This is a genomic window from Streptomyces sp. NPDC049954, from assembly GCF_040656295.1.
Taxonomy (GTDB): domain Bacteria; phylum Actinomycetota; class Actinomycetes; order Streptomycetales; family Streptomycetaceae; genus Streptomyces.
The window spans coordinates 51,165-73,956 of sequence record NZ_JBFALS010000020.1; the positions used below are offsets into that span (position 1 = coordinate 51,165).

Genomic DNA, 22,792 nt, shown 5'->3' on the forward strand with positions numbered 1-22,792 from the left:
CGTCAGTGGTCCTGGACCGCTGACGTGCTGACGTGACACGGACCCCCCGGGCCTCGCCCGGGGGGTCCTCAGCATGTTCGATTACAGTGCGCCTACATGAACGCGCGAGGACCGGAGAGCGACAACCCCGCCGCGCCGCTGCTGCGACTGTGTCTTTTCGGCGGATTCAGGGTGACGCGCGACGGGGGACCCGCGCTCGCCGAACGCTGGCCGCGCCCCGGCGCCCGCGCCCTGGTGAAACTGCTCGCCGTCGTACCCGGCCACCGCCTGCACCGCGAACAGGCCATGGACATCTGCTGGCCCGACGCCGACCCGCAGGCCGCGGCGGGCAGCCTGCGCGTGGCCCTGCACGCCGCCCGCCGCGCCCTGGAGCCCGAACTCGCCCCGCGCGCCGCCTCCTCGTACCTGGTCTCCGACGGGGCACTGCTCCACCTCCACCCAAAGACGGTCAGGATCGACGCCGACGAGGCCGAGACCTCGGCCCGGGCGGCCCTCGAAGCGGGCGGCGTGGACGCGCTGACCGCCGCCCTCGCCCGGTTCACCGGCGAGATGCTGCCCGAGGACCGCTACGCGAGCTGGGCGCAGGACCGGCGCGGACAACTCGGCCTGCTGCGCGAACAACTGCTGCTCCGGCTCGCCGCGGAGCACCTGGAGCGGGGCGCCGCCGCCGAGGCCGCGGCCACCGCCGAACGGCTGCTCGCCGACAGCCCCGCCGAGGAACTCGCCCACCGCATCCTCATCGAGGCCTGGCTGCGCCAGGGGCTGCGGCGGCGCGCCGTGCACCAGTACCACGTGTGCCGTGAGGCCCTCGACACGGAACTGGGCGTGCGGCCCGGCCCGGAGACGGAGCGGCTGCACCGGGCCGCGCTCGCCGCGGCCCCCGCCCCCGTCCCCGACACCCCGCTGCTCCCGGCCCCGCTGCGGGCCGTGCGCGCCACGCCGCCGCTGCGCGGGCGCGGCGCCACCCTCGACCGGCTCCTCGCGGCCGACGGGCCGCCGGTCACCCTCCTCACCGGCGAGGCGGGCGTGGGCAAGACGCACCTGGTGGGCGAAGTGGCGCGACGGGCCACGGCCGCCGGTACCGCCGTCCTGTGGGGCAGCGGCCAGGACGCCGAGGGGCACACGCCCTACGGGGCGTTCGCGGAGGCCTTCGAGGGCTGGTTCGCCGGGCACAGCGCGGCACAGCGCGCCCGGGTCGGCGCCGAGTACCCCGAACTGGCCTCGTTCCTGCCCTCGCTCGGGCAGGTGGGGACGACCGGCGAACGCAGCCCGGAGGAGGAACGGGACCGGTTGTTCCGGGCGGGCACGGCCCTGCTCGGCGACCTCGCCGCGACCCGCCCCGTCCTCGTGGTCCTCGACGATCTGCATGCCGCGGACACCGGCTCGTACCAACTGCTCAGCCATCTCGCCCGGCGGGCCGTGGAGCGGGGGACCGCGCTGCGGTTCCTGGTGACGTACCGCGAGGAGGAACTTCCAGACGGAGACGCGCGCCGCTCCGTCGTGGCGTCGCTGCTGCGCCAGCACCTCGCCGTACGCGAGGAGCTGGGACGGCTCGACAAGGAGGCGTGCCTGGCGATCGTGCGCGACGCGCTCGCGGACGGGCCGCGCGACGGCCAGGTCCACCGCGTGTGGGAACTCTCCCTCGGCAACCCCCTGTTCGCCCTCGAACTGGCCCGCGCCCTGGCCGAAGGCGACACCGGCGACCACGCGCCCGAAGGGGTGCGGGAACTGGTGGCCGACCGGCTCGTGGGACTCGACCCGGACACCCGCAGGATCGTCGAGGCGCTCTCCGTCGCCGGGGTCGACGCCGCGCTGGCCGAACTCCTGGACGTCGCCGAACACGGGCTGCACCCACCGGTGGCCGGCGCGGCGGCGGCCGCCGCCTTGGAGCGGGCCATCGCCGCCTCACTCGTCGAGGAACGGCAGGTCGTGGTGGCGGGCCGCCCGGAGGACGGGGTGGCCTTCCGGCATCCGCTGGTCCGGCTGACCTGCTACGAGCAACTGACCGCCGTCCGCCGCAGGCAACTGCACGCCGCGTTCGCGCAGGCCGTGCAGCGGCGCCGGCCCGACGCCGTGGACGTGCTCGCCTCCCACTTCGCGCGCGCCGACGACCCGCGCGCCGCCGAGCACCTGCGCCGGGCGGCCGAACGGGCCGCCGCGCTGTACGCCAACGACACCGCCGACCGCTACTACCGGGACCTGGTGGCCCGCCTCGACGTCGACGCGGCCCGCACCCGGCTCGCACACGCCCACGTCCTGCGCAGAATGGGCCACTTCGAACAGGCCGCCGAGGCCCTGCGGCTGGCCCTGGCCGAGTTCGAGCGGCGCGGCGCCCACGACGACGCGGTCCTCGCCGCGGCCCTGCTCGCCGAGACACTCGTCAAGACGAGCGCCCCCGCGTCCGGCCGCCGCGCCCTGCGAGAACACCCGGTGACCGAGCGGACCGCGCCGGAATCGGCCGCCGCCCACTTCCTCGCCCTGTCCCTCATCCGCTGCGTCCAGGGCCAGTACGTGGCCGGAGCCGAGGCCGCCCGGCTCGCCCTGACGGCCGCGCGCGACGTCTCCGGAATCCCCGGGCAGGGGCTGGTGGCCCGGGCCTTCGCCCTGCGGGCCACCAACCTCGGACTCGCCGGGCGCTTCGACCAGGCACGCGAGGCGGGCGACCGGGCGCTGGCGCCCGCCGAGGCCTACGGGGACCCGACGCTGCTCGGCTCGGTCCTGTCGACGCTGCGCGAGAACGCGCGGCGGGCCGGCCGGCTGCGCGAGGCCGTGGAGATCGGCACCCGCGCACTCGGCCTCGCCGAGCAGTCCGGCGATCCCACCGCCGCCGCCTTCGAGCGGGCCAACCTCGCCGAACTGCGCCTGATGCTGGAGGAACCAGAGCCGGCCCGCGTGCTCGCCGAACAGGCGGTGGCGGGCGCCGAGGCGTACGAGGCGTGGTGCCTGCCGTACGCCCTCGCGACGCTGGGGCGGGTGCGGGCCCTGTCCGGCGCGACCACCGGCGCCACCGCCCTCCTGGACCGCGCCGCCACGGTCGCCACCGCTCTCGGGGACCGCCAGGCCGGGCACGAGGTGCGCACCGCCCGTGCCGAACTCGCGCTGCACGGCCGCCGCCCGGACGACGCGCTGCGCGCCCTGGAGGGGCACACGGGGGACGCGCCCGTCCTCGTGGCCTGGGCGGAGATCCTGTCGGGGCGGCCCGAGGCCGCGGTGCGCATCGCGCGGGCCGAGGTGTCGCGGACCGCGCACACCGGGGAACGCCTCACCGAGGTCGAGGCCCGCATCGTCCTGGGAACGGCCCTGTCCCGGCTCTCCCGGGCGCAGGAAGGGGCGAAGGAGCTGACGCGGGCCGAGTCGCTGGCGGGAGCGTTGCCGTACCCGGTCGGCACGCGCCGGGTCGCGCGGGCCCGGAGCCTGCTGCGCGAGGCCCCCGACGCGGCCGGCCGAGACCCTGGCACAGTGTGACGCCCCGTTCCCGGACTCCACCTGAGCCGGTGCCCCGTGGGGAGGTGTCCGTCCGCCCGTCGGCCGGCCGGCGCCCGTATAGCCTGGGGAAATGCTGGCAGAAGTCACCGCGACCCGCTACGTCACCCCACTGCGCGAGGGCGGTTCGCTGCCCGGGCTCGTCGAGGCCGACGACCGCGCGTTGTACGTCATGAAGTTCACCGGAGCCGGACAGGGGCGCAAGACGCTGGTGGCCGAGGTGCTGGCCGGGGAACTCGCCCGCGCGCTCGGACTGCGGGTGCCCCCGCTCACCGGGATCGGCCTCGACCCGGTCGTGGGACTGGGCGAACCCGACGAACAGGTGCAGGGACTCCTCAAGTCCAGTGGCGGGCTCAACCTGGGCATGCGCTACCTCTCCGGGGCGATCGGCATGGACCCGCTCGCCTACGCCGTGGAACCGGGCGAGGCGGGGCGCGTCCTGTGGTTCGACGCGCTCATCGGCAACGTCGACCGGTCGTGGCGCAACCCCAACCTCCTCGTGCACGAAGGCCGGTTGTGGCTCATCGACCACGGCGCCAGCATGATCTGGCAGCACAACTGGCCCACCGCCGCGACCGGCGCGCTGCGTCCCTACGACGCCTCCGACCACGTCCTGCTCCCCTTCGGGCCCGACCTCGCGGGGGCCGCCGCCGAACTCGGCCCGCAGGTCACCGAGGACCTCCTGACACAGGTCGCCGCCCACGTCCCCGAGGAGTGGCTGGCCGGTGAACGCGGATTCGACCACCCGGACGAGGTCCGGCGTGCCCATGTCGAGGCGCTGCTCGCGCGCGCGGACGGACTGGCGGGACGCGTCGACTTCAAGGCCGCGCCGGTGGGCGGCCACCGGGTCACCGCCTCCGGCTGGGACCCGGCCGGCGAACGCGAGCCCGTGCCGCGCAGCGCCGCGACCGAGGAACCGCACGTCTTCGAGTACGCGCCGCTGCGCCTCGTCCCGCGCGTCGAACGCGGGGAACACCTCAACGCCGGGGTCCTCGTCTACAGCCGCGCCACCGGATTCGTCGCCGCCCGCACCCGGCTCGACGAGAGCCGCCTCAAAGCCCTCGACCCGGACGCGGACGTCGAAGGGGTGCGCGCCGCCCTGCGCGCCGTGGAGGCCGTGTGCCACGGCGGGGCCGCGGCCGGTCCGGTCGCCCGGGACGACGCGGGCCGCCGCTTCCGCTGGCTGGTGGCCCCCCGCTCGGCCCTCGTGCAGCCCGGCCCCGTGCACACCGGACTGACCCGCTCCCCGCAGGCCGAACTCGACCACCTGCTGGACCTGCTGGTGCCGTGAGCACGGCGCGGACGCGGGCCGCTCCACGCGCCTGAAAGCGGGATCACACCGCCGGTCGCGGCCACGCCGTTGACACCCGGTGCCACGCCTTCTAGCGTCACCTACACCGAAGGTACTAAGCGGTCGCTCACCCGTGAGCGGTACGGTGAGGGCGCGTACGGCACCGCCGTACCGAGGCGATGAGGCTTCCCTAGGGCGAGGAGAACACCATGTCCACCACCGAGCAGCGCGTAGCCGTCGTGACGGGAGCCGCGCGGGGCATCGGCGCGGCCACCGCCGTGCGTCTCGCGCGGGAAGGCCGTGCCGTGGCCGTCCTGGACCTGGACGAGTCGGCGTGCAAGGACACCGTCGAGCAGATCACCGCGGCCGGCGGCCGGGCCGTCGCGATCGGCGCCGACGTCTCGGACGAGGCCCAGGTGGAGGCCGCCGTCGCGCGCGTCGCGCAGGAGCTGGGCGCGCCGACCATCCTCGTCAACAACGCCGGGGTGCTGCGCGACAACCTGCTGTTCAAGATGAGCGCGAACGACTGGGACACCGTCCTCGACGTGCACCTGCGCGGCGCCTTCCTGATGGCCCGGGCCGTCCAGAAGCACATGGTGGACGCGGGCTTCGGACGCATCGTCAACCTCTCCAGCTCCTCCGCGCTCGGCAACCGCGGCCAGGTCAACTACGCGGCGGCGAAGGCCGGTATGCAGGGGCTGACCAAGACCCTCGCGATCGAACTGGGCAAGTTCGGGGTCACCGCCAACGCCGTCGCCCCCGGCTTCATCGCCACCGACATGACGGCCGCGACCGCCGAGCGTGTCGGCATGGGCTTCGAGGACTTCCAGAAGGCCGCCGCGAGCCAGATCCCCGTGCAGCGCGTCGGCACGCCCGCCGACGTGGCCAACGCCATCGCCTTCTTCACCGGCGAGGCGGCCGGGTTCGTCTCCGGCCAGGTCATGTACGTGGCCGGTGGCCCGCTCAACTGACCCGGGAAGGACCCTCGCACGATGAGTTCCCGCACGACGAACCCCCGCACGATGAGCGAGCAGACACGATGAGCGAGCAGAACCGGCCCGACAGCGGCAAGGTCGCCCTGATCACGGGCGCCAGCCGGGGGATCGGCTACGGCGTGGCCCAGGCACTGGTGGCGCGCGGTGACCGGGTGTGCATCACCGGGCGCGGCGAGGAGGCGCTGAAGGAGGCCGTCGAACGGCTCGGCTCCGACCGCGTCATCGGCGTCGCGGGCAAGGCGCACGACGAGGCCCACCAGGCCGCCGCCGTCGAGGCCACGATGGACGCCTTCGGCCGGATCGACCACCTGGTCAACAACGCGGGCACCAACCCGGTCTTCGGCCCGATGGCCGAACTGGACCTGAACGTGGCGCGCAAGGTGTACGACACCAACGTGCTCTCCGCGCTCGGCTTCGCACAGCGCACCTGGAAGGCGTGGCAGGCCCACAACGGCGGGACGATCGTCAACATCGCCTCCGTCGCGGGCCTGTCCGCGTCCCCGTTCATCGGGGCCTACGGCATGAGCAAGGCCGCGATGATCAACCTGACCGTCCAGCTCGCCCACGAGTTCTCCCCGGCCGTACGGGTCAACGCGATCGCCCCGGCCGTCGTGAAGACGAAGTTCGCCGAGGCCCTGTACGAGGGCCGCGAGGCCGAGGCCGCCGCCGCGTACCCGATGGGCCGCCTCGGGGTCCCCGAGGACATCGGCGGGGCCGCCGCATTCCTCACCTCCGACCAGGCGGGCTGGATCACCGGCCAGACCCTCGTGGTCGACGGCGGGATCTTCCTCAACGCCGGAGTCGGCTGAACCCGGCCGCCGCGCCCGGCCGTGCCCCCGTCGCCACCGGCGGCGGGGGCGCTGTCAGTGGCGGCCGGTAGGTTCTGGGGCAGAACCGACCGCGTTTCTGGAGGTAGTCGCCGTGACCGAAACCGCCCTGCTGCCCGACCTGCTGCCCGAGTCCTGGCGCGGGCCGCTCGGCGAGGAGCAGACGAAGCCGTACTTCGCCGAACTCATGGCCTTCGTCGAGGCCGAGCGGGCGAGAGGCCCGGTCTTTCCGCCGCGCGAGCAGGTCTTCGCGGCGCTGGAGGCCACCCCCTTCGACCAGGTCAAGGTCCTCGTGCTCGGTCAGGACCCGTACCACGGCGAGGGCCAGGGCCACGGCCTGTGCTTCTCGGTGCGCCCGGGCGTGCGCGTACCGCCCTCGCTGCGCAACATCTACAAGGAGATGCACGCCGACCTCGGCCACCCCGTCCCGGACAACGGGTACCTCATGCCGTGGGCCGAGCAGGGCGTCCTCCTGCTCAACGCGGTCCTCACCGTCCGCTCCGGCGAGGCCAACTCGCACAAGGGCAAGGGCTGGGAACAGTTCACCGACGCGGTGATCCGCGCCGTCGCGAGCCGTCCCGACCCGGCGGTGTTCGTGCTGTGGGGCGCCTACGCGCAGAAGAAGCTGCCCCTCATCGACACCGAGCGGCACACCGTGGTGAAGGGCGCCCATCCCTCCCCGATGTCCGCGAAGAAGTTCTTCGGCTCCCGGCCCTTCAGCCAGATCGACGGGGCGGTCGCCGCGCAGGGCCACGAGCCGATCGACTGGCGTATCCCGGACCTCGGCTGAGCGCCGCCTGAGCCGATCGGGGCCGCCTTGCCGCTAGCGTCGGCAGGGTCGCCGGCCCAGGGAGCGGTGACACCGGTACCTGGTGGAGGTGTGGTGGCACAGCGGCGGACGGGTGGCGTGGCGGGCGGCCCGGGCCCCGGGGGCGAACCCCCCGGGCCCGACGACGACGGGGACGCGGTGCTGACCCGCATCGGCCAGGTGGCGATCCTGCTGCACGCCGGGGACCGCGAGGAGGCCCGGGCCCGGTTCACCGCGCTGTGGGCCGAGATCGGTGAGGACGGCGATCCACTGCACCGCTGCACCGTCGCCCACTACATGGCCGACGCCCAGGACGATCCACGCCGCGAACTCGCCTGGGACCTCCAGGCCCTGGCCGCCGCCACCCTCTCCGCCGACCGCCTCGCCCACCGGGAACCCGCCCTGGTGGTCCGGTCCCTGGCTCCCACGCTGCACCTCAACCTCGCGGCGGACTACCTGAAACTGGACCGCCCGCAAGAGGCCAGGGCCCACCTGGGCCGGGCCCGCGCCGCCTCCGAGGCACTCGGCGAGGACCCCTACGGCGACGGGGTCCGGGCCGCCCTCACCCGGCTCGGCCACCGGCTGGACGGCCCACCGGAGGGGCCCGGGGGCTGAGCGCGTGGCGCGGCCGGGCGCCCCGTCAGCGGCCGTACGTCTGGCCGCAGATGCGTGCCTGAGGACTGTCCGCGGGCCAGCCGCCGTACGTCCGGCCGAGCCCACACACCCCGCCGCCCCCGCCCTCGGGACGGCCGCCGTCGCCGCCCGCGCGGGGTGCGGGGGCGGGGTGCGGGGGACGGGGCCGCTGAAGCTCCCGCACGGCGGGCGGCACCACCGCGGGCGCCGGACCGGCGGGCGCCGGCACGGCGGTCCGGGCCGGCCGGGGCGCCGGAGCCGGTGACCCGGGCGGGGCGGCCGGTTCGCCCGCGCCCCCGTGTCCCGCTTCCGGCCGCGCGAGCCACTGTCTCGTCTCCTCCTCCTCCAGCGGCACCGGGCCGGCCGGTCGGGGCCCGGCCCCGTCGAGCAGCAGCAGAACCTCCTGGAAGGGGCCGCTGAACGTGAGCGGCGCCGGCGGGGCGGAGGCGCGGGGCGGGACCGCGGGCCCCTTCGCGTCGGGGGGTGCGGGAGGCCGCACGCTGACACATCCGGAGAGGGCGGACACGGCCATCGTGACCAGGAGGGCCGCGGCGGCGGTGGTCTTGGTTCGGTGCACCCGCCAACTCTGCTGCTCCACGCGCTCCCGGCCAAGCCGGACGGACCAGCGTCCCCCGGACGGGTGGGGTGGCGGGTCCCCGGCGGCTGACGGAACGCCCCGGCACAGCTCCACGGCCTCCGCTCCCTGCCCCCGGGTTCGCGCCCCGTCCGAGCCGGGACCCTCCCCGATCCCCGGGCCCCGGTCCGCTGCCCGTAAGCTGCGCGCTCGGGCCGTCCGCCCGTTCACCACCCGCACCGCCCGGCAGGCGAACCGCCGGCCTGGTACGTCCGGACACCGGAAGAAGGAGTTGCCGTGAGGATCGGCTGCATCGGGCTCGGGGACATCGCTCAGAAGGCGTATCTCCCCGTACTCACCACGCTCCCGGGCACGGAACTGCACCTGCACACCCGCAGCCGCGCGACCCTGGAGCGGATCGGCGCGCAGTACCACCTCCCCGCCTCCCAGCTCCACTCCGGCCTCGAAGAACTGCTCGCGCAAGGGCTGGACGCCGCCTTCGTGCACGCCGCGACCGCCGCGCACCCGGCGCTCGTCACCCGCCTCCTCGAAGCAGGCGTACCGACCTACGTCGACAAGCCGCTCGCGTACGAACTGTCGCAGGCGCGAAAGCTGGTGGAACTGGCCGAGGAGCGGCGCGTGCCGCTCATGGTCGGCTTCAACCGGCGCCGGGCACCCGGCTACGTCCAGTGCCTGGAACAGCCCAGGGACCTCGTCCTGCTCCAGAAGAACCGCCACGGACTGCCCGAGACGGCCCGCACCTTCGTGTTCGACGACTTCGTCCACGTCGTCGACACGCTGCGCTTCCTCGCCCCCGGCACGCCCGACGAGGTGCGCATCCACACCCGCTCGCAGGACGGGCTGCTCGCCCACGTCGTACTCCAGCTCGCCGGGCCCGGGTTCACCGCGATCGGCATCATGAACCGGGTCAGCGGTTCCACCGAGGAGATCCTCGAAGTCTCCGGCCAGGACACCAAACGGCAGGTGCTCAACCTGTCCGAGGTCGTCGACCACAAGGGCCAGCCGACCCTGCGCCGACGGGGCGACTGGACTCCGGTGGTCCGCCAGCGCGGCATCGAGCAGAGCGTCCACGCCTTCCTCGAAGCCCTGGCCGCCGGCGAGGAACTGAGCGCCCGGGACGCGCTGGAGACCCACGAGCTGTGCGAGCGGATCGTCCGGGTCGCCGAGGAGGACGCGGCGCGCTGACCCCCCGCGGCTGCGCGCACCCTTGTGGATGAGCGCCTCGCGGCTTCAGGGGGCGTCCGCGGCCGCGGACGCCCCCGCACGCCCGCCCAGCCGGCGCCCGGCCGCGAGACCGCCGTACACGGCGAGCGAGCCGAGGGCCAGAGTGACCGGCCAGTCGCCGAGGCGGACGTACAAGGTCCTGCCGGTGGCGAGCGGCACCTCGCGCACGGCGAGCGCGGAGCGGTCGGTGCCGAGCCACGGGCCGAGCCGCTCACCGTCCGGTCCGAACGCGGCCGAGACCCCGGTGAGCGTCGCGTGCACCACGGGACGCCCCGTCTCGGCCGCCCGCAGCGCACCGAGCGAGGCGTGCTGCGCGGGCGCCCAGCTGTCCTGGAAGGTGGAGGTCGAGGACTGCGCCACCACGACCTGCGCCCCGTCCCGCACGAGCCGGCGGCTCAGGTCGGGGAAGGCCGTCTCGAAACAGATCAGCGGGCCGATCCGCAGCGGGCCACCGTCCGTCCCCCTCGCACGCGGCACCTCCATGACCACCTGCCGGTTCCCCCGCATCCGGTCCTCCCCGGCCGCCTTGCCGACCGAGGTCGCCCAGCCCAGCAGCGCGCGGGCCGGTACGTACTCGCCGAAGGGCACGAGCCGCCGCTTGTCGTACCGCGCGCCGGTGGGGCCGTCCGCGCCGATCAGTACCGCGCTCTTGTAGATGCCGGGGCGATCGGCGCGGCGTGCGTCGACGTTGACCAGCAGGTCGGCGCCGACCCTCCGCGACAGTGCGGCCAGCCGCCGTGCCAGCCCGGGGCGCCGCGTCAGGTCGGCGCCGACACTGCTCTCGCCCCACACCACGAGGTCCGGACGCCGCGAGACCAGGGTGCGGGTCAGCGTCTCCTCCCGCTCCAGTCGCGGTACGACCCCCGGAATCACACCGGGCTGCACGTACGCGATCCGGGCCGAACCGGCCGGCTGCGGACGCGGCGCCCACCAGGAGACCGAAGCCGTCAGGACACCCACGGCGAGCAGCCCGCCGAGCGCGAGGGTCCGCGCACCGGGCGCGCGGAGCAGCAGCGCCCCCGCCGTGTTCACCGCGACGACCGCGAGACCCACGAGCCACACCCCGCCCACCGAGGCGAGCCGCAGCGCCGGCCCCACCTGCCACTGACTCGAACCGAGCAGCCCCCACGGGCCGCCCAGCCCCTGCCAGGACCGCACGAGTTCGGGCACCAGCCAGGCCGAGGGCAGCAGCAGGAGGGCCGCCGCCGCGCGTCCCGGTCCCGGCGCGCCCCCGAGCAGCCGCCGGGCCAGGAAACCGAAGGGCGCCCACAGCACACCGAGCAGCGCGGCGAGCAGGAGAGTGAAGACATGCAGGCTCGGCAGCAGCCAGTGGTGCACCGCGAGCATGTAACCGAGCCCGCCCAGCCAGCCGTCGAGCATCGCGCGCCGCGCGGTCGGGGCCCGCGCCGCGAGCAGCAGCCACGGCACCAGGGCCCCGTAAGCCCACCACCACAGCGCGGGGGCCGGGAAGGCGAGCGCGGGCAGCGCCCCGGCCAGGACGGCCGCCGCGCCCCGCCACCAGGGGGAGTCGAGCGGAGCGGCGGGCCCGCGGCCCTCACCGGGGCGGATCGCGCGGGCCCCGCCCACGCCCGCTCCGGACGCTCGCCCCGCAGCCCGCGCAGCCCGCGCAGCCCCCGCAGCCCGCTCTTCGCGGTCCGCGCGGCGCTGGACGACGCGCCCCATCCGCGTGACCCAGGTGTCGTCGCTGGTCGCCCCCGGCGTCTGCCGCACATCGGCCCCTTCCTGCCCGGCCCGGCCTCCCGGGGGGCCGGGCCGGAGATTCGCGTCCCGGTCGGTGGTGAAGGCCAGTCTGCGACGCGCGGACGATCACGCACAGGGCGCGCGCCGGGGCGGACGGTCAGCGGCCGGGCGCGGACGCCTCCCGCGGCCACTTCCGGCGTACCGTCAGCCGCTCCAGCAGCCAGCCCGCGTCCGTGCGCACCGCCTCGAAGACGCACCGGCCCCCCGAGGACGGGCCGGAGGCGCCGAGCCGGCCCACGTAGTCCGCCTCCACCGTCGCGCGGTCGCCGGGTTCCCGCACGAGCGGGCCGGGTGGCAGACGGAACTGACGGTTCACCAGCAGATGCTGTCGCACGGGCCGGTCGGCGAGAGCCCCGGCGAGCCGGCGGGCCACCTCCCCGGCCGGTCCCTCCTCCCCGCCCGCACCCCGCAGGTCGACGCGGCCGGAGGGCGCGAACAGCGCCTCGTACGCGGGCCAGTCCCCGTCGTCCACGGCGACGGCGCAGGCCGTCAGCAAGGAGTCGAGGGCGAGCCGGTCCATCACGGAAGCGAGGTCCTCGCGCTGCGTCATCCGGCCAGTCTTCGCCACCGGGGCCGCCGGGCCAAGAGCCGCGCGGGCGTTGCCCGGCCCGGACAGGCCGTCACGGCCCGTAGGCTGCCCCGGGTGAACGAGACGATTGTGTTCGACATCGGTGAAACCCTCACAAAAGACGATCGCTACTGGTCGGGCTGGGCCGACTGGCTCGGTGTGCCCCGGCACACCCTGTCCGCGCTCGTGGGCGCCGCCGTGGTCCAGGGCCGCGACAACACGGACGCCCTGCGCCTGCTGCGTCCCGGCATGGACGTGCACGAGGCCAACGGTGCCCGGGACGCGGTGGGGCGCGGCGAGTACCTCGACGAGAGCGACCTCTACCCGGACGTGCGCCCCGCGCTCGGGAGACTGCGTGAACGCGGTCACCGCATCCTGGTCGTCGGCAACCAGACGGCACGGGCGGCCGAGTTGCTGCGCGGCCTCGACCTGCCGGCCGACCTCGTGACCAGTTCGGGGGTGTGGGGCGTCGCGAAACCCTCGCCGGAGTTCTTCGCGCGCGTGCTCCAGGAGGCGGGCACCGCGCCCCGCGACACGGTGTACGTCGGCGACCACCCGGTCAACGACGTCTTCCCCGCGAAGGCCGCCGGACTGCGCGTGGCCCACCTGCGGCGCGGCCCCTGGGGCCACTGGTGGGCCGACGACCCCTCGGTGATCGAGGCGGCGGACTGGCGTATCAACTCCCTGACCCAGCTGGAGCGACTGCTGCACGGCTGAGTGGCATGGACGGGGCCACTCCCGGACGACTGGTCGTTTGTCGTTGCGCGAAAGTACTTCTGTCTCGCAAAAGTATGTGCCAGGCTGAAGAACGGAACAGACGTCAACGGGCTTTCGGCGGGGGAGTGTTGAGCATGGCGACCGGACAAGGCGCGCAGGGCCGGGCGGACGAGGCGGTCGGGGTGCTGGCGGGCGTGGAGCGTGCCCGGGCGGCGGCGCGCGCGCCACGCGCGTGGCCGGGGTGGTTCGGCCCCTCGCGCGGGCTGCTCGCCGTGCTCGTGTTCGGCACGGTCGGGCTGCCGTGGCCCGAAGGGAGCGGAACGCTCGTGTCCGGGGTGCTCCTGGCCTCGGCGGCCGCCTTCGTCGCCGTGCACTACCTCGCGGTACGTCAGGTGGGCGTCGTCCGCTGGCCGCCGCCCGGCACCGCGTGGCAGCGGCTGCTGCCCTCACTGTGGCAGGCCGGGTGCTACGGGGCGGGATGGCTGCTCGCGCTGCCCCTGGACCGGGCGGCGGGCGCGGTGGCCTCCGGGGTGCTGCTCGGGGCGTTTCTGTGGGGCCAGGTGGCCCGCCACAACCGCCGGGTACGGCGCGGAGGCGGGGCGGCGGCCCGGTGAACGGGCTGGACGAGGTCATCCAGCACCCCACCCGGCTCACCGTCATGGCCTTCCTCTCGGGCTGCGCCGAGGCCGAGTTCGCCGCCCTGCGGGAGTACGCGCAGGTGTCCGACGCGAGCGTGAGCCGGATCGCCTCCGCGCTGGAGGCGGCGGGCTACCTGCGGGTGCGCAAAGGCCGTGTCGGCCGCCGCCCGCGCACCTGGTTCTCGCTGACCCCCGAGGGGCGGGTGGCCTTCAGCCGGCATCTGGAGGCGCTGCGCACGATGGCGGAGACGGCGCGAGCGGCGGGTGAACGCTCGGCAGGGGCCGGGAGGGGGGAGTGAGACCGGCGGCGGGGGCCCCGCTTCAAGCCGCCGGGACGACCTCGCGCCGTACGGCCTCGGCCCACTCCGTGACCAGCCGCTCGTACTCACTGCGCTGATTCGTCGTGAGGTGGCCGCCGGCCCGGAGCCACAGGCTGCGGATCTGCTCGTTGACGGCGGCGGCGGAGCGAACGGTCGAGGCGGGGGTCAGGGGGTTGGCGGACATGGCCACAAGCTTAGGGCCTCGATGTGACAGTCCGCTCCCTCGCCGATACCGCCCGTCGCGTTCCCGCCGCCCGCGCGAACCCCTCCTGACCAGCCGAATCATCCCCCAAACCTCCCCTGATACGGGGGTATTGTGACGTCGGCCTCATATTCCCTCCGTACCGGACGGAACCACCGGCCCCCGTTCGCCGTCAACGAGCTGCCGCACCGCTCCTGACCTGCTGTTACGTCCCGTCGGACGGCTCGGGCCGGGCGCGCCCCCGGCCGCAAGGGGGCGCGGCCACCGCTCAGCCCGCGGACTCGCCCGCGTGCGGGCTCAGCGCGCCGGTGCTCACCAGGGCGAACAGGACGATGCCGAGCAGGACCCGGTAGATGACGAAGGGCAGGAAGCTGCGCTGGGAGATGTAGCTCATGAACCACGCGATCACGGCGTAGCCCACGACGAACGCGATGACGGTCGCGAAGATCGTCGGGGCCCAGGACACGTGCCCCTCGCCCGCGTCCTTCAGCTCGAACAGGCCGGAGGCGAGCACGGCCGGAATCGCCAGCAGGAAGGAGTAGCGGGCCGCGGCCTCCCGGGTGTACCCCATGAACAGCCCGCCGCTGATCGTCGCCCCCGAGCGCGATACGCCGGGTACCAGGGCAAGCGCCTGGCAGCAGCCGTAGATGAGCCCGTCGCGCACCCCGAGATCGGCGATGGTCTTGCGCGGCTTGCCGGCCCGGTGCCGTCCGCCCTGCTCCTCACGCGCGGCCAGCCAGTCGGCGGCGCCCAGCACCAGGCCCATCACGACGAGCGTGGTGGCGATGAGCCGCAGATCGCGGAAGGGCCCCTCGATCTGGTCCTGGAAGGTGACCCCGAGCACGCCGATCGGGATCGAGCCGACGATGACCAGCCAGCCCATCTTCGCGTCGTGGTTCTGCCGCCACTCCTTGCTGCTCAGCGAGCGGAACCAGGCCGAGACGATGCGCGCGATGTCCTTGCGGAAGTACAGGATCACGGCCAGCTCGGTGCCGATCTGGGTGACGGCGGTGAAGGCCGCGCCCGGATCGTGCCAGCCCGCGAAGGCGGCGGCCAGCCGCAGGTGGGCACTGGAGGAGATCGGCAGGAACTCGGTCAGGCCCTGAAGCAGACCGAGAATGAAGGATTCGAACCAAGACATGGACGCGCAGCCATCCCAATGATCATCACGCAGGGACCCGTGCGGACGGGTCCGAGGCCGGTGGTGGACGACCGTCGCCCCCTGGCACACCCGCACGGGGTGTGGGGGTGGGGAAGAAGATCACGCGCCGGTCGGTGGGGAGCGTAGGACACGAACGGGGACGGGCAGGTGAACGGCGCGGGAAGCTCAGGCCAACGACAGAACAGGGCCCTCCGCCAGGCGGGTGGAGCGGCTGTCAGGAGGGCGTTCAGCGGTCCGAAGAGGTGCCCGCGCCCCGCAGCCGGTGCCGTTTGCGCCAGGCGACCAGGAGGCCGCCGAGCGCTGTGAGGGCGATGAAACCCATGGCGACCAGGAAGACCGGGGAGGTCGGGGTCGCCGCGCGGCTGCCCGCCACCACATAGGCCCCGGTGTTGGGGATCACCCCGACGCCGGTCGCGAGAAGGAAGGCCGACCAGCGCATCCGCGAGACCGAGGCGCAGTAGTTCGCCGCCCAGAACGGCACACCGGGGAACAGACGAAGCGCGAGCGTCGACCGGAAACCGTGCCGGCTGAGCTGCCCGTCCGCCGCCCGCAGCCACCTCGCGCGCAGCAGCGGGCGCAGCGCCTCCTGGCCGAGTATCCGGCCCAGACCGAAGGCGATCCCCGCACCGAGCACCGAACCGACCACGGCGGCGACCAGCCCCGCCTGGGAACCGAACAGGGCGCCCGCCGCGAGATTCAGCAGCGGCCTCGGCACGAACGCGGCCGTGCATATCCCGTAGGCCGCGGCGAAGACCAGCACGGCGGCGGCGCCCGTGAACTGGTTGGGCCAGCCCCCGGACAGCAGCCGCTGCGGCCGCAGCAACAGCACGAGAGCGCCGGCGGCGGCGAGCAGGGCCACCAGCAGACCGAGCCGGGACCACGGGGAGAGCAACACCCGTACACAACGTCCGGCGAAGCCCGTGGGCCGTGCGGCGGCATGGTCGAACATCTCGGGAGAGTAACCGACATGGGGCGGTGATCGCCGCACCGCGTACCCCGGAACGGGGGGAGTGTGGCGCGTCTCTCCCGCCCCGCCCCGGCCCGCCGGGACCCGGATGCCCGCCCCGCGCCCCCGTACCCGTCCCGCCGTCAGCCCCTGCTCCCGCGCGCTCCCTTGCGGGGACGGGGCGTCTGCGGGCCGGTGAAAAACCCGTCGACGGGCGAACGCCGGACGGAGAGAATCAGCCTCATGTTCCGGCACCTCCACCTCGCAGCAGCGTCCGCAGTCGCGGACGCCGCGAGGGCTGCCGCGACCCCCCCTCGACGGCGCTCGACGCTGACCCTCCCCGGACAGACCGGCGGACCCCGCAGGGGGAGGGTCGGTCCGGCCCCGGGGTCCCGAAACCACGCGTGTTTCCGGGAAGGAACAGCACACCGTCATGTCCAAGACCGCGTACGTGCGCACCAAGCCGCACCTCAACATCGGCACCATGGGCCACGTCGACCACGGCAAGACCACGCTCACCGCCGCCATCACCAAGGTCCTCGCCGAGCGCGGCACCGCGGGCTTCGTCCCCTTCGACCGCATCGACCGGGCGCCCGAGGAGGCCCGGCGCGGCATCACCATCAACATCGCGCACGTCGAGTACGAGACCGACACCCGCCACTACGCCCACGTCGACATGCCCGGCCACGCCGACTACGTGAAGAACATGGTCACCGGAGCGGCGCAGCTCGACGGAGCGATCCTGGTGGTCTCGGCGACCGACGGGATCATGCCGCAGACCGCCGAGCACGTCCTGCTGGCCCGTCAGGTCGGCGTCGACCACATCGTGGTGGCGATCAACAAGGCCGACGTGGGCGACGAGGAGCTGACCGACCTCGTCGAGCTGGAGGTGCGCGAACTGCTCTCCGCCCACGGCTACGGCGGGGACACCGCGCCCGTGGTGCGCGTCTCCGGCCTGCTCGCGCTGGAGGGCGACCCGCGCTGGACGGCCTCCGTGGAGGCGCTGCTCGACGCCGTCGACACGTACGTGCCGATGCCCGAGCGGTACGTCGACGCGCCGTTCCTGCTGCCGGTCGAGAACGTCCTGACCATCACCGGGCGCGGCACCGTCGTCACCGGCGCCGTCGAGCGCGGGACCGTCCGCGTCGGGGACCGGGTGGCCGTGCTCGGGCCCGACACGGAGACCGTCGTCACCGGCCTGGAGACCTTCGGCAAGCCGATGGAGTCCGCGCAGGCGGGCGACAACGTGGCGCTGCTGCTGCGCGCACTGCCCCGGGACGCGGTACGCCGTGGGCACGTCGTCGCCGCCCCCGGCAGCACGGTGCCCAGCAGTCGCTTCACCGCCCAGGTGTACGTCCTCTCGGCCCGCGAGGGAGGCCGCAGCACCCCGGTCACCAGCGGCTACCGCCCGCAGTTCTACCTCCGCACCGCCGACGTCGTGGGCGACCTCGACCTCGGCGAGGCGGCCGTCGCCCGGCCCGGTGAGACCGTCACGACGACCGTCTCACTGGGACGCCCGGTACCGCTGGAGCCGGGCCTCGGCTTCGCGATCCGCGAGGGCGGCAGGACCGTGGGCGCGGGCACGGTGACGCAGGTGCTGCCCGGTTGAACGAGGAGGAGGCCGGCCCGTGAGGGGGCCGGCCTCTGTTCGTCGCTCATGGTCTGCGCGCTGCCGCGGCGGCCTCTCGCTCCGCCGCCTTCGTGCGGCGGGGCCGGCGGGCCACCGCGTGCGACACGGCCGTGGCGGCCGCCACGGCGAGCGCTCCGCGCACCACGTCTCGCGGACCCTGCCGGTGCAGCAGCCCGGCTCTTCTGAGCCGACTACGGGCCCACAGGGCGAACGGGATCACGAGGACCGGTGCCGTGACCGCTCCGGGCGTGCGACTGCGCGTCACCGCCGCCTGCGCCAGGTGCACCAGGCCATGCGCGCCGAAGCCCGTGAGCGCCGACTGGTAGAAGGCCGAGCGGCCCCCGGTACGCCGCCCCTCCCCGGCAGCCGCCCCCACCACGAAGGCCATCACGGCGACCGCCCTGGCGAACTCGGCCGGGGACACCTCCAGCGCCCGCCACACCGGCTCCGGCAGCCGCTTCCCCCGTTCACGCAGAGCCGGCAGGTCCTCGCGGTACCACTGCCGGTGGGTGAGCAACTCCTCGATGTCGTGCAGTGCCCACGCCCAGAACAGCCCCAGCGTCGCGGCACGGGGGAGCGGAGCGGTGGGGAGGTCGTCCGTCGAGAGCGCCATGCCGCTACCCTCGCACGCAGCGGCCCCCGCGGGCCGCGGTTCAGCGGACCGCCCCTGCGGAACCCGTCCCTCCCGCGACCCGGCACACTGGGCGGGTGAGCGCATCCCGGCAGGAGCCGATCCCCGTGACCCGTACCGTCGACCACGGAGTGGCCCGGCTCATGCCCGACGTGGACCGTGAACGGGCCTGGCTGCTCACCGTCGACGGGGCCCCGCAGTCGTACGTGGACCTCGACGAGCCCGGGCACCTGGAGTTCGAGTACGCCCGCCGTATCGGGCACGCCGTGGACTGCGCGGCCCCGGCGGGCGCCGCGCTCGACGTGCTGCACCTCGGCGGTGGTGCCCTCTCCCTGCCCCGCTACGTCGCCGCGACCCGCCCCGGCTCCCGGCAGGACGTCGTGGACGCCGACCGGGGACTGGTCGGCCTGGTCGGCGAGGCGCTGCCGACCGCACCGCACGAGCACATCACCGTGCACGTGGCCGACGCCCTCGACTGGCTGGAGGCGGCCCCCGCGGCCGGCGCCGACCTGCTGATCGCCGACGTGTTCGGCGGCTCCAGCGTGCCCGCCCACCTCACCACCGTCGCCTACGCCGAGGCCGCCGCACGCGTCCTGCGGCCCGCCGGGTGGTACGTCGCGAACCTCGCCGACACCGCGCCCTTCGCCTTCCTCGGCGCCCAGCTCGCGACGCTCGGCACGGTCTTCGACCAGCTCGCGCTGATCGCCGAGCCCGCCGTCCTGCGCGGCCGGCGCTTCGGGAACGCCGTGGTGCTCGCCTCGCGCCGCCCCCTGGACACGGCCGAACTCGCGCGCCGCTGCGCCCGCGACGCCTTCCCGGCCCGGGTGGTCGGCGAGCCCGCCGATCTGCACCGGCTCATCGGCGGGGCCCGGCCGGTCCTCGACGGGGAGGCCCTCGCCTCACCGCTGCCGCCCGGCGGCTCCTTCGGCATCGGCTGAACCCGGGCCGCTGTCCGGCGCCGGCACCTCGACCGGAGCGGACTGCGTCATCTCGCCGACCGGGGCCGCGGCCGGCACCTCCGTCGGCTGCCCCGGGGCCACGGTCCCGCGCGGTGCGCGCCGCAGCCGCCGTACGTCCGGGACGAGCAGGACCGCGAGCGTCAGCAGCAGTACCAGGGCGGCGCAGCCCCACAGGGCCGTGCCGCGGCCCACCGCCGACTCGACCGGGCCCGCCACCGCTGTCGCCACCGGCAGCAGCGCGAGAGAGCCCAGCCAGTCGTACGAGGAGACCCGGGAGAACTTGTCCTCCGGGATCTCCTGGTGCAGGACCGTCATCCACGAGACCCCGAACACCTCGACGCTGACGCCGCTCACGAACATCACGACGATCAGCGGGGCGATGTGCAGGGGCAGCGCCAGGCCCGCGGAGGGCAGCGCGAGCGGGAGAACGCACAGGACACCCACGAACAAGGGGCGGTTCGGCCGCCACCGCGTCATCACCAGCGCGCCGATCACCGTGCCCGCGCCGAAGGCCGCCAGAGCGGTGCCCCACGGGCCCGGTCCGCCGAGGCTGTCCTCGGCGACCAGCGGCCCGTACACCGCCTCGGCGGCCCCGATCACGGCGTTCACCACGGCGAACTGCAGCACGATGGACCACAGCCAGGGCCGCCCGGTCACCTCCCGCCAGCCCTCGCGCAGATCCGCGAGCATCCCGGCGCCGGCGGGCCGCGTCGGCAGCCCCCGCACGTCGAGGAAGGCGCGCAGCGCACCGGCCACCGCGAAGGCCCCCGCGTCCACCGCGAGCACCCAGCCGGGACCGACCAGGGCGACCAGCGCCCCGCCGAGCGCGGCCCCGCCGATCCCGGCGCCGTGCATCGCCATCCGGTACACGGCGAAGGCCCGGCCGGCCTGCTCGCCCTTCACGCTGGACAGCAGCATGCCCTCGGAGGCCGGGGAGAAGAACGCCTGTCCGGTGCCGCCCAGCGCCGCCAACAGCATCATCTGCCACAGCTCGGCCCGGCCGCTCAGGACGACGAGCGCGAACAGCCCCTGCGACACGCAGCTCAGCGCGTTGGCCGCGACCATGACGCGGTGCCGGGGGAGCCGGTCCGCGAGCGCCCCGCCGATCAGCAGGAACAGGACCAGGGGCAGGGTGCGGGCGGCCGCGACCAGCCCGACGTCGCCGCTGCCCCCGCCCGACTCCAGGACCGCGAACGCCGCCGCGATCAGTGCCCCCTGGCTGCCCAGGTTGGTCACGATCGCGGCGGCGGTCAGCAGGCTGTAGTTCCGTCCGGCCCAGGCGGGGCGCCTGGCGGAACGTATCGGCAGTTCAGGGGTCACTCAGGGACTATCGCCGCTCGAAGGCCCGGCTGCCAAACCGGTTGCCGCGTCCGCGCCCGGCGCGCCCCGCTCAGCCGGTGGGCGGCTCGTCCGTCAGGCGCACCGTGCTCAGGATGCGCTGGACCGTCTCCTCGGGCACCTCGTCCTTGACGCCCTTGGCGGCGGCCAGGTTCCAGCTCACGTAGTCCCCGCCGCCGTTCTTGAAGGCGAAGGTGATCGCCTTCCCGTCGCTCGTGCACTTCCCGGTCTGCGGGGTGTTCTCCGAGTGGGCGACCGCGACACTGCCGGTCAGGCCGGACCTCGTCGTGTAGGGCTTCGCCTTCTCGTGCTTGACGCTCTTGCGGTCCGGCTCGGTGTAGCCGCCGTAGACCCACCAGGGCACACGCGCCTCGGCGGCCGCGTCCGCGCTCTTCGCGCCCTCCTCGCCCCGGGTGCCGGTCAGCGCCAGCGACGTGTCGTCGAGCGTCCCGTCCTTGTCCTCGTCGGTCGTGCACCACTTGGACTTGAAGAGGGCCGGCCGGTTGACGGTGGTCGAGTCGGTACCGTCCGGCTTGCTCTTGTCCTTCCACTCGAAGCCGATGCTGGTGTCGGAGGTCTCGACCTCCCAGTCCCCCGGCACCTCGAAGACGGTGCCGTACGTGGGATTGACCACGACCTGCCAGCCGGGGATCGTCGGCTCCATCCCCGGGCCGCCGCGATCGCTACCGCCGCTCGGGCTCGGGCTCTCGCTCGCGGACGGCGTGGAGGCGCTCGGCGCCGGCTTCTTGTCGTCGCCCTTCGCCTCGTTCTTCCCGTCGTCCCCGCCGAGGACGACGAAGGCGGTCACCCCCGCCGCGACCACGACGGCGAGCGCGGACACGATCGCGACGGTCCGCGTCGTGTTCCGTCCCCTGCCCGGCGGCGGGACGCCCGGCCCCTGCGGGGTGGTCGGTGCGGACCAGCCCCCGCCCGGCTGCTGCTGGTAGGGGTTCGGCTGTCCGTAGCCGGAGTGCTGGCCGTACGGGTTCGGCTGCGGGGAGCCGGGCTGCTGGTACGGGTTGGGGCCGGGCTGCGGAGAGCCGGGCTGGTTCGGGTTCGCCTGCGGGTACCCCGGTTGCTGGTACGGGCTGGGCTGCTGGTTCGGGTCCTGCGGGTTCTGCTCGCCCCCGGGCGGCTGCTGTCCTGGCCACATGGGCGGCACCCTACGGGCGCGCGGGTGGCGTGCGCCACGCGTGAGACAGGCTCGTGACCCGCCGCCACCACTCTGTGACATGGGCACGTGGCCGCTGGTGAGGGGGACGGGCGGGTGATCCCGGGGGCCTACGGGCCGCGGCCGCCCGGCACCGCCATCCAGTAGGCTTCCCGGCGTGCGTGCGCGCGGGAGGCGCGACGCGAAGTCTTCTGGGAGGCCCGCCATGGACGTGCAAGGGTGGCTGGAGACCGTACCCGCCGTCGCCATCTACGTCCTGGTGGCGGGCGTGATCGGGCTGGAGAGCCTCGGCGTCCCCCTGCCCGGCGAGATCGTGCTGGTCGCCGCCGCCCTCCTCGCCTCCCAGCAGGGCCACATCGACCCGGTGGTGCTCGGCGCCTGCGCCGTGGCGGGAGCCGTGGCCGGCGACTCCCTCGGGTACCTCATCGGACGCAAGGGCGGCAGACCCCTGCTCGCCTGGCTCGCCCGCAGGTTCCCCAAGCACTTCAGCCCCTCGCACGTCGCGCAGGCCGAGAACTCCTTCCACAAGTGGGGCATGTGGGCGGTGTTCTTCGGCCGCTTCATCGCCCTGCTGCGTATCTTCGCCGGTCCCCTCGCGGGCGTCCTGCACATGCCGTACTGGAAGTTCCTCATCGCCAACCTGCTCGGCGGGATCGCGTGGGCCGGCGGTACGACCGCGGTGATCTACTACGTCGGCGTCGTCGCCGAGGACTGGCTCAAGCGCTTCTCGTGGCTCGGCCTCGTGGTCGCCGTGCTCATCGGCCTCGGCTCGCTGCTGCTCATGAAGCGCCGCAACGCCAAAAGGCCCGAGCCGGAGAGCGAACCCGCGGCCGTCGCGGACTGACCCTTTCGGCACGAGCCACAGGAACGGGAACGAGCACGGACCCGGCCAC

At 74.5% G+C, this 22,792-nt stretch carries 22 protein-coding genes and 1 pseudogene; 14 read left to right on the forward strand and 9 right to left on the reverse strand.

The genetic code is table 11. The annotated features are described in order from the left end of the window. The first annotated feature begins 96 nt into the window (after positions 1-96). The 7 genes and pseudogenes from AB0J21_RS30970 to AB0J21_RS31000 all read left to right on the forward strand — a co-directional run bounded on the left by AB0J21_RS30970 (position 97) and on the right by AB0J21_RS31000 (position 8,019). A complete protein-coding gene (locus AB0J21_RS30970; RefSeq protein ID WP_363149478.1) occupies positions 97-3,465 on the forward strand; it encodes an AAA family ATPase in 3,369 nt (1,122 codons plus the stop codon). Between the two features lie 91 nt (positions 3,466-3,556). Continuing rightward, positions 3,557-4,276: pseudogene (locus AB0J21_RS30975) on the forward strand (HipA family kinase); the annotation flags it as partial. A gap of 96 nt (positions 4,277-4,372) precedes the next feature. After that, on the forward strand, positions 4,373-4,774 hold the full coding sequence (locus tag AB0J21_RS30980; protein WP_363149532.1) for a DUF3037 domain-containing protein: 402 nt from the start codon (positions 4,373-4,375) through the stop codon (positions 4,772-4,774). A gap of 209 nt (positions 4,775-4,983) precedes the next feature. After that, positions 4,984-5,745 carry a 3-oxoacyl-ACP reductase FabG gene (gene fabG / locus AB0J21_RS30985; RefSeq protein WP_363149479.1) on the forward strand — a complete coding sequence of 254 codons (762 nt, stop codon included), beginning with the start codon at positions 4,984-4,986 and terminating at the stop codon, positions 5,743-5,745. Positions 5,746-5,813: 68 nt separating this feature from the next. After that, positions 5,814-6,578, forward strand: a complete 765-nt coding sequence (locus AB0J21_RS30990) for an SDR family oxidoreductase (protein WP_363149480.1) — start codon at positions 5,814-5,816, stop codon at positions 6,576-6,578. Between the two features lie 112 nt (positions 6,579-6,690). After that, positions 6,691-7,386, forward strand: coding sequence for a uracil-DNA glycosylase (gene ung, locus AB0J21_RS30995; RefSeq protein ID WP_363149481.1), 696 nt, complete (start codon positions 6,691-6,693; stop codon positions 7,384-7,386). Positions 7,387-7,503: 117 nt separating this feature from the next. Next, a complete protein-coding gene (locus AB0J21_RS31000) occupies positions 7,504-8,019 on the forward strand; it encodes a hypothetical protein (RefSeq protein ID WP_363149533.1) in 516 nt (171 codons plus the stop codon). Positions 8,020-8,044: 25 nt separating this feature from the next. On the opposite strand, the gene AB0J21_RS31005 is transcribed toward AB0J21_RS31000, so the two are convergent. Then, positions 8,045-8,614, reverse strand: coding sequence for a hypothetical protein (locus tag AB0J21_RS31005; protein ID WP_363149483.1), 570 nt, complete (start codon positions 8,612-8,614; stop codon positions 8,045-8,047). 294 nt (positions 8,615-8,908) lie between these two features. Between AB0J21_RS31005 and AB0J21_RS31010 the strand changes: the two genes are divergently transcribed. Beyond that, positions 8,909-9,817 carry a Gfo/Idh/MocA family oxidoreductase gene (locus AB0J21_RS31010; protein WP_363149484.1) on the forward strand — a complete coding sequence of 303 codons (909 nt, stop codon included), beginning with the start codon at positions 8,909-8,911 and terminating at the stop codon, positions 9,815-9,817. A 45-nt stretch (positions 9,818-9,862) separates the two neighbouring features. Here the strand turns inward: AB0J21_RS31010 and lnt are convergent, their stop codons facing one another. Together lnt and AB0J21_RS31020 are read right to left on the reverse strand one after the other, a co-directional pair. Then, on the reverse strand, positions 9,863-11,539 hold the full coding sequence (lnt, locus tag AB0J21_RS31015) for an apolipoprotein N-acyltransferase (RefSeq protein ID WP_363149534.1): 1,677 nt from the start codon (positions 11,537-11,539) through the stop codon (positions 9,863-9,865). 175 nt (positions 11,540-11,714) lie between these two features. Further along, entirely contained in the window at positions 11,715-12,167 is a 453-nt protein-coding gene (locus AB0J21_RS31020; RefSeq protein WP_363149485.1) for a nuclear transport factor 2 family protein, read from the reverse strand. Between the two features lie 93 nt (positions 12,168-12,260). On the opposite strand from AB0J21_RS31020, the gene AB0J21_RS31025 reads away from it, so the two are divergent. The 3 genes from AB0J21_RS31025 (at position 12,261) to AB0J21_RS31035 (ending at position 13,839) form a co-directional block, all read left to right on the forward strand. Continuing rightward, entirely contained in the window at positions 12,261-12,902 is a 642-nt protein-coding gene (locus AB0J21_RS31025; RefSeq protein WP_363149486.1) for an HAD family hydrolase, read from the forward strand. Positions 12,903-13,036: 134 nt separating this feature from the next. After that, positions 13,037-13,516 (forward strand): hypothetical protein, encoded by a 480-nt coding sequence (locus tag AB0J21_RS31030; RefSeq protein WP_363149487.1) that lies wholly within the window; start codon positions 13,037-13,039, stop codon positions 13,514-13,516. Continuing rightward, positions 13,513-13,839, forward strand: coding sequence for a transcriptional regulator (locus AB0J21_RS31035; RefSeq protein WP_363149488.1), 327 nt, complete (start codon positions 13,513-13,515; stop codon positions 13,837-13,839). The genes AB0J21_RS31030 and AB0J21_RS31035 overlap by 4 nt, the downstream gene beginning before the upstream one ends. A 22-nt stretch (positions 13,840-13,861) precedes the next feature. Here the strand turns inward: AB0J21_RS31035 and AB0J21_RS31040 are convergent, their stop codons facing one another. The 3 genes from AB0J21_RS31040 to AB0J21_RS31050 form a co-directional block, all read right to left on the reverse strand. Beyond that, a complete protein-coding gene (locus AB0J21_RS31040; protein WP_363149489.1) occupies positions 13,862-14,044 on the reverse strand; it encodes a hypothetical protein in 183 nt (60 codons plus the stop codon). Between the two features lie 286 nt (positions 14,045-14,330). Beyond that, the gene (locus tag AB0J21_RS31045; protein WP_363149490.1) at positions 14,331-15,203 is read right to left on the reverse strand and encodes an undecaprenyl-diphosphate phosphatase; all 873 of its coding nucleotides are present in this window, start codon (positions 15,201-15,203) and stop codon (positions 14,331-14,333) included. Positions 15,204-15,450: 247 nt separating this feature from the next. After that, complete coding sequence (locus AB0J21_RS31050; protein ID WP_363149491.1) at positions 15,451-16,173, reverse strand: VTT domain-containing protein; 723 nt, start codon at positions 16,171-16,173, stop codon at positions 15,451-15,453. Positions 16,174-16,603: 430 nt separating this feature from the next. Between AB0J21_RS31050 and tuf the strand changes: the two genes are divergently transcribed. Then, positions 16,604-17,779 (forward strand): elongation factor Tu, encoded by a 1,176-nt coding sequence (gene tuf, locus AB0J21_RS31055; protein ID WP_363149492.1) that lies wholly within the window; start codon positions 16,604-16,606, stop codon positions 17,777-17,779. A 46-nt stretch (positions 17,780-17,825) separates the two neighbouring features. On the opposite strand, the gene AB0J21_RS31060 is transcribed toward tuf, so the two are convergent. Beyond that, positions 17,826-18,413, reverse strand: coding sequence for an HXXEE domain-containing protein (locus AB0J21_RS31060; RefSeq protein ID WP_363149493.1), 588 nt, complete (start codon positions 18,411-18,413; stop codon positions 17,826-17,828). 161 nt (positions 18,414-18,574) lie between these two features. On the opposite strand from AB0J21_RS31060, the gene AB0J21_RS31065 reads away from it, so the two are divergent. Further along, on the forward strand, positions 18,575-19,369 hold the full coding sequence (locus AB0J21_RS31065; protein ID WP_363149535.1) for a fused MFS/spermidine synthase: 795 nt from the start codon (positions 18,575-18,577) through the stop codon (positions 19,367-19,369). On the opposite strand, the gene AB0J21_RS31070 is transcribed toward AB0J21_RS31065, so the two are convergent. Together AB0J21_RS31070 and AB0J21_RS31075 are read right to left on the reverse strand one after the other, a co-directional pair. Further along, positions 19,331-20,710, reverse strand: coding sequence for an MFS transporter (locus AB0J21_RS31070; protein ID WP_363149494.1), 1,380 nt, complete (start codon positions 20,708-20,710; stop codon positions 19,331-19,333). The genes AB0J21_RS31065 and AB0J21_RS31070 overlap by 39 nt on opposite strands. A gap of 70 nt (positions 20,711-20,780) precedes the next feature. Beyond that, positions 20,781-21,881 carry a hypothetical protein gene (locus AB0J21_RS31075; protein WP_363149495.1) on the reverse strand — a complete coding sequence of 367 codons (1,101 nt, stop codon included), beginning with the start codon at positions 21,879-21,881 and terminating at the stop codon, positions 20,781-20,783. Between the two features lie 223 nt (positions 21,882-22,104). On the opposite strand from AB0J21_RS31075, the gene AB0J21_RS31080 reads away from it, so the two are divergent. Then, positions 22,105-22,743: a DedA family protein gene (locus tag AB0J21_RS31080; RefSeq protein ID WP_363149496.1), complete on the forward strand. Its 639-nt coding sequence runs from the start codon at positions 22,105-22,107 to the stop codon at positions 22,741-22,743. The last annotated feature ends 49 nt before the right edge of the window (positions 22,744-22,792 follow it).

Coding starts and splice junctions, on each gene's coding strand:
- lnt (WP_363149534.1), bottom strand. CDS start 11,539: ATGGGGCGCGTCGTCCAGCGCCGCGCGGACCGCGAAGAGCGGGCTGCG.
- AB0J21_RS31050 (WP_363149491.1), bottom strand. CDS start 16,173: ATGTTCGACCATGCCGCCGCACGGCCCACGGGCTTCGCCGGACGTTGT.
- AB0J21_RS30970 (WP_363149478.1), top strand. CDS start 97: ATGAACGCGCGAGGACCGGAGAGCGACAACCCCGCCGCGCCGCTGCTG.
- tuf (WP_363149492.1), top strand. CDS start 16,604: ATGTCCAAGACCGCGTACGTGCGCACCAAGCCGCACCTCAACATCGGC.
- AB0J21_RS31020 (WP_363149485.1), bottom strand. CDS start 12,167: ATGACGCAGCGCGAGGACCTCGCTTCCGTGATGGACCGGCTCGCCCTC.
- fabG (WP_363149479.1), top strand. CDS start 4,984: ATGTCCACCACCGAGCAGCGCGTAGCCGTCGTGACGGGAGCCGCGCGG.
- AB0J21_RS31075 (WP_363149495.1), bottom strand. CDS start 21,881: ATGTGGCCAGGACAGCAGCCGCCCGGGGGCGAGCAGAACCCGCAGGAC.
- AB0J21_RS31065 (WP_363149535.1), top strand. CDS start 18,575: ATGCCCGACGTGGACCGTGAACGGGCCTGGCTGCTCACCGTCGACGGG.
- AB0J21_RS31080 (WP_363149496.1), top strand. CDS start 22,105: ATGGACGTGCAAGGGTGGCTGGAGACCGTACCCGCCGTCGCCATCTAC.
- AB0J21_RS30990 (WP_363149480.1), top strand. CDS start 5,814: ATGAGCGAGCAGAACCGGCCCGACAGCGGCAAGGTCGCCCTGATCACG.
- AB0J21_RS31060 (WP_363149493.1), bottom strand. CDS start 18,413: ATGGCGCTCTCGACGGACGACCTCCCCACCGCTCCGCTCCCCCGTGCC.
- AB0J21_RS31040 (WP_363149489.1), bottom strand. CDS start 14,044: ATGTCCGCCAACCCCCTGACCCCCGCCTCGACCGTTCGCTCCGCCGCC.
- AB0J21_RS31045 (WP_363149490.1), bottom strand. CDS start 15,203: ATGTCTTGGTTCGAATCCTTCATTCTCGGTCTGCTTCAGGGCCTGACC.
- AB0J21_RS31030 (WP_363149487.1), top strand. CDS start 13,037: ATGGCGACCGGACAAGGCGCGCAGGGCCGGGCGGACGAGGCGGTCGGG.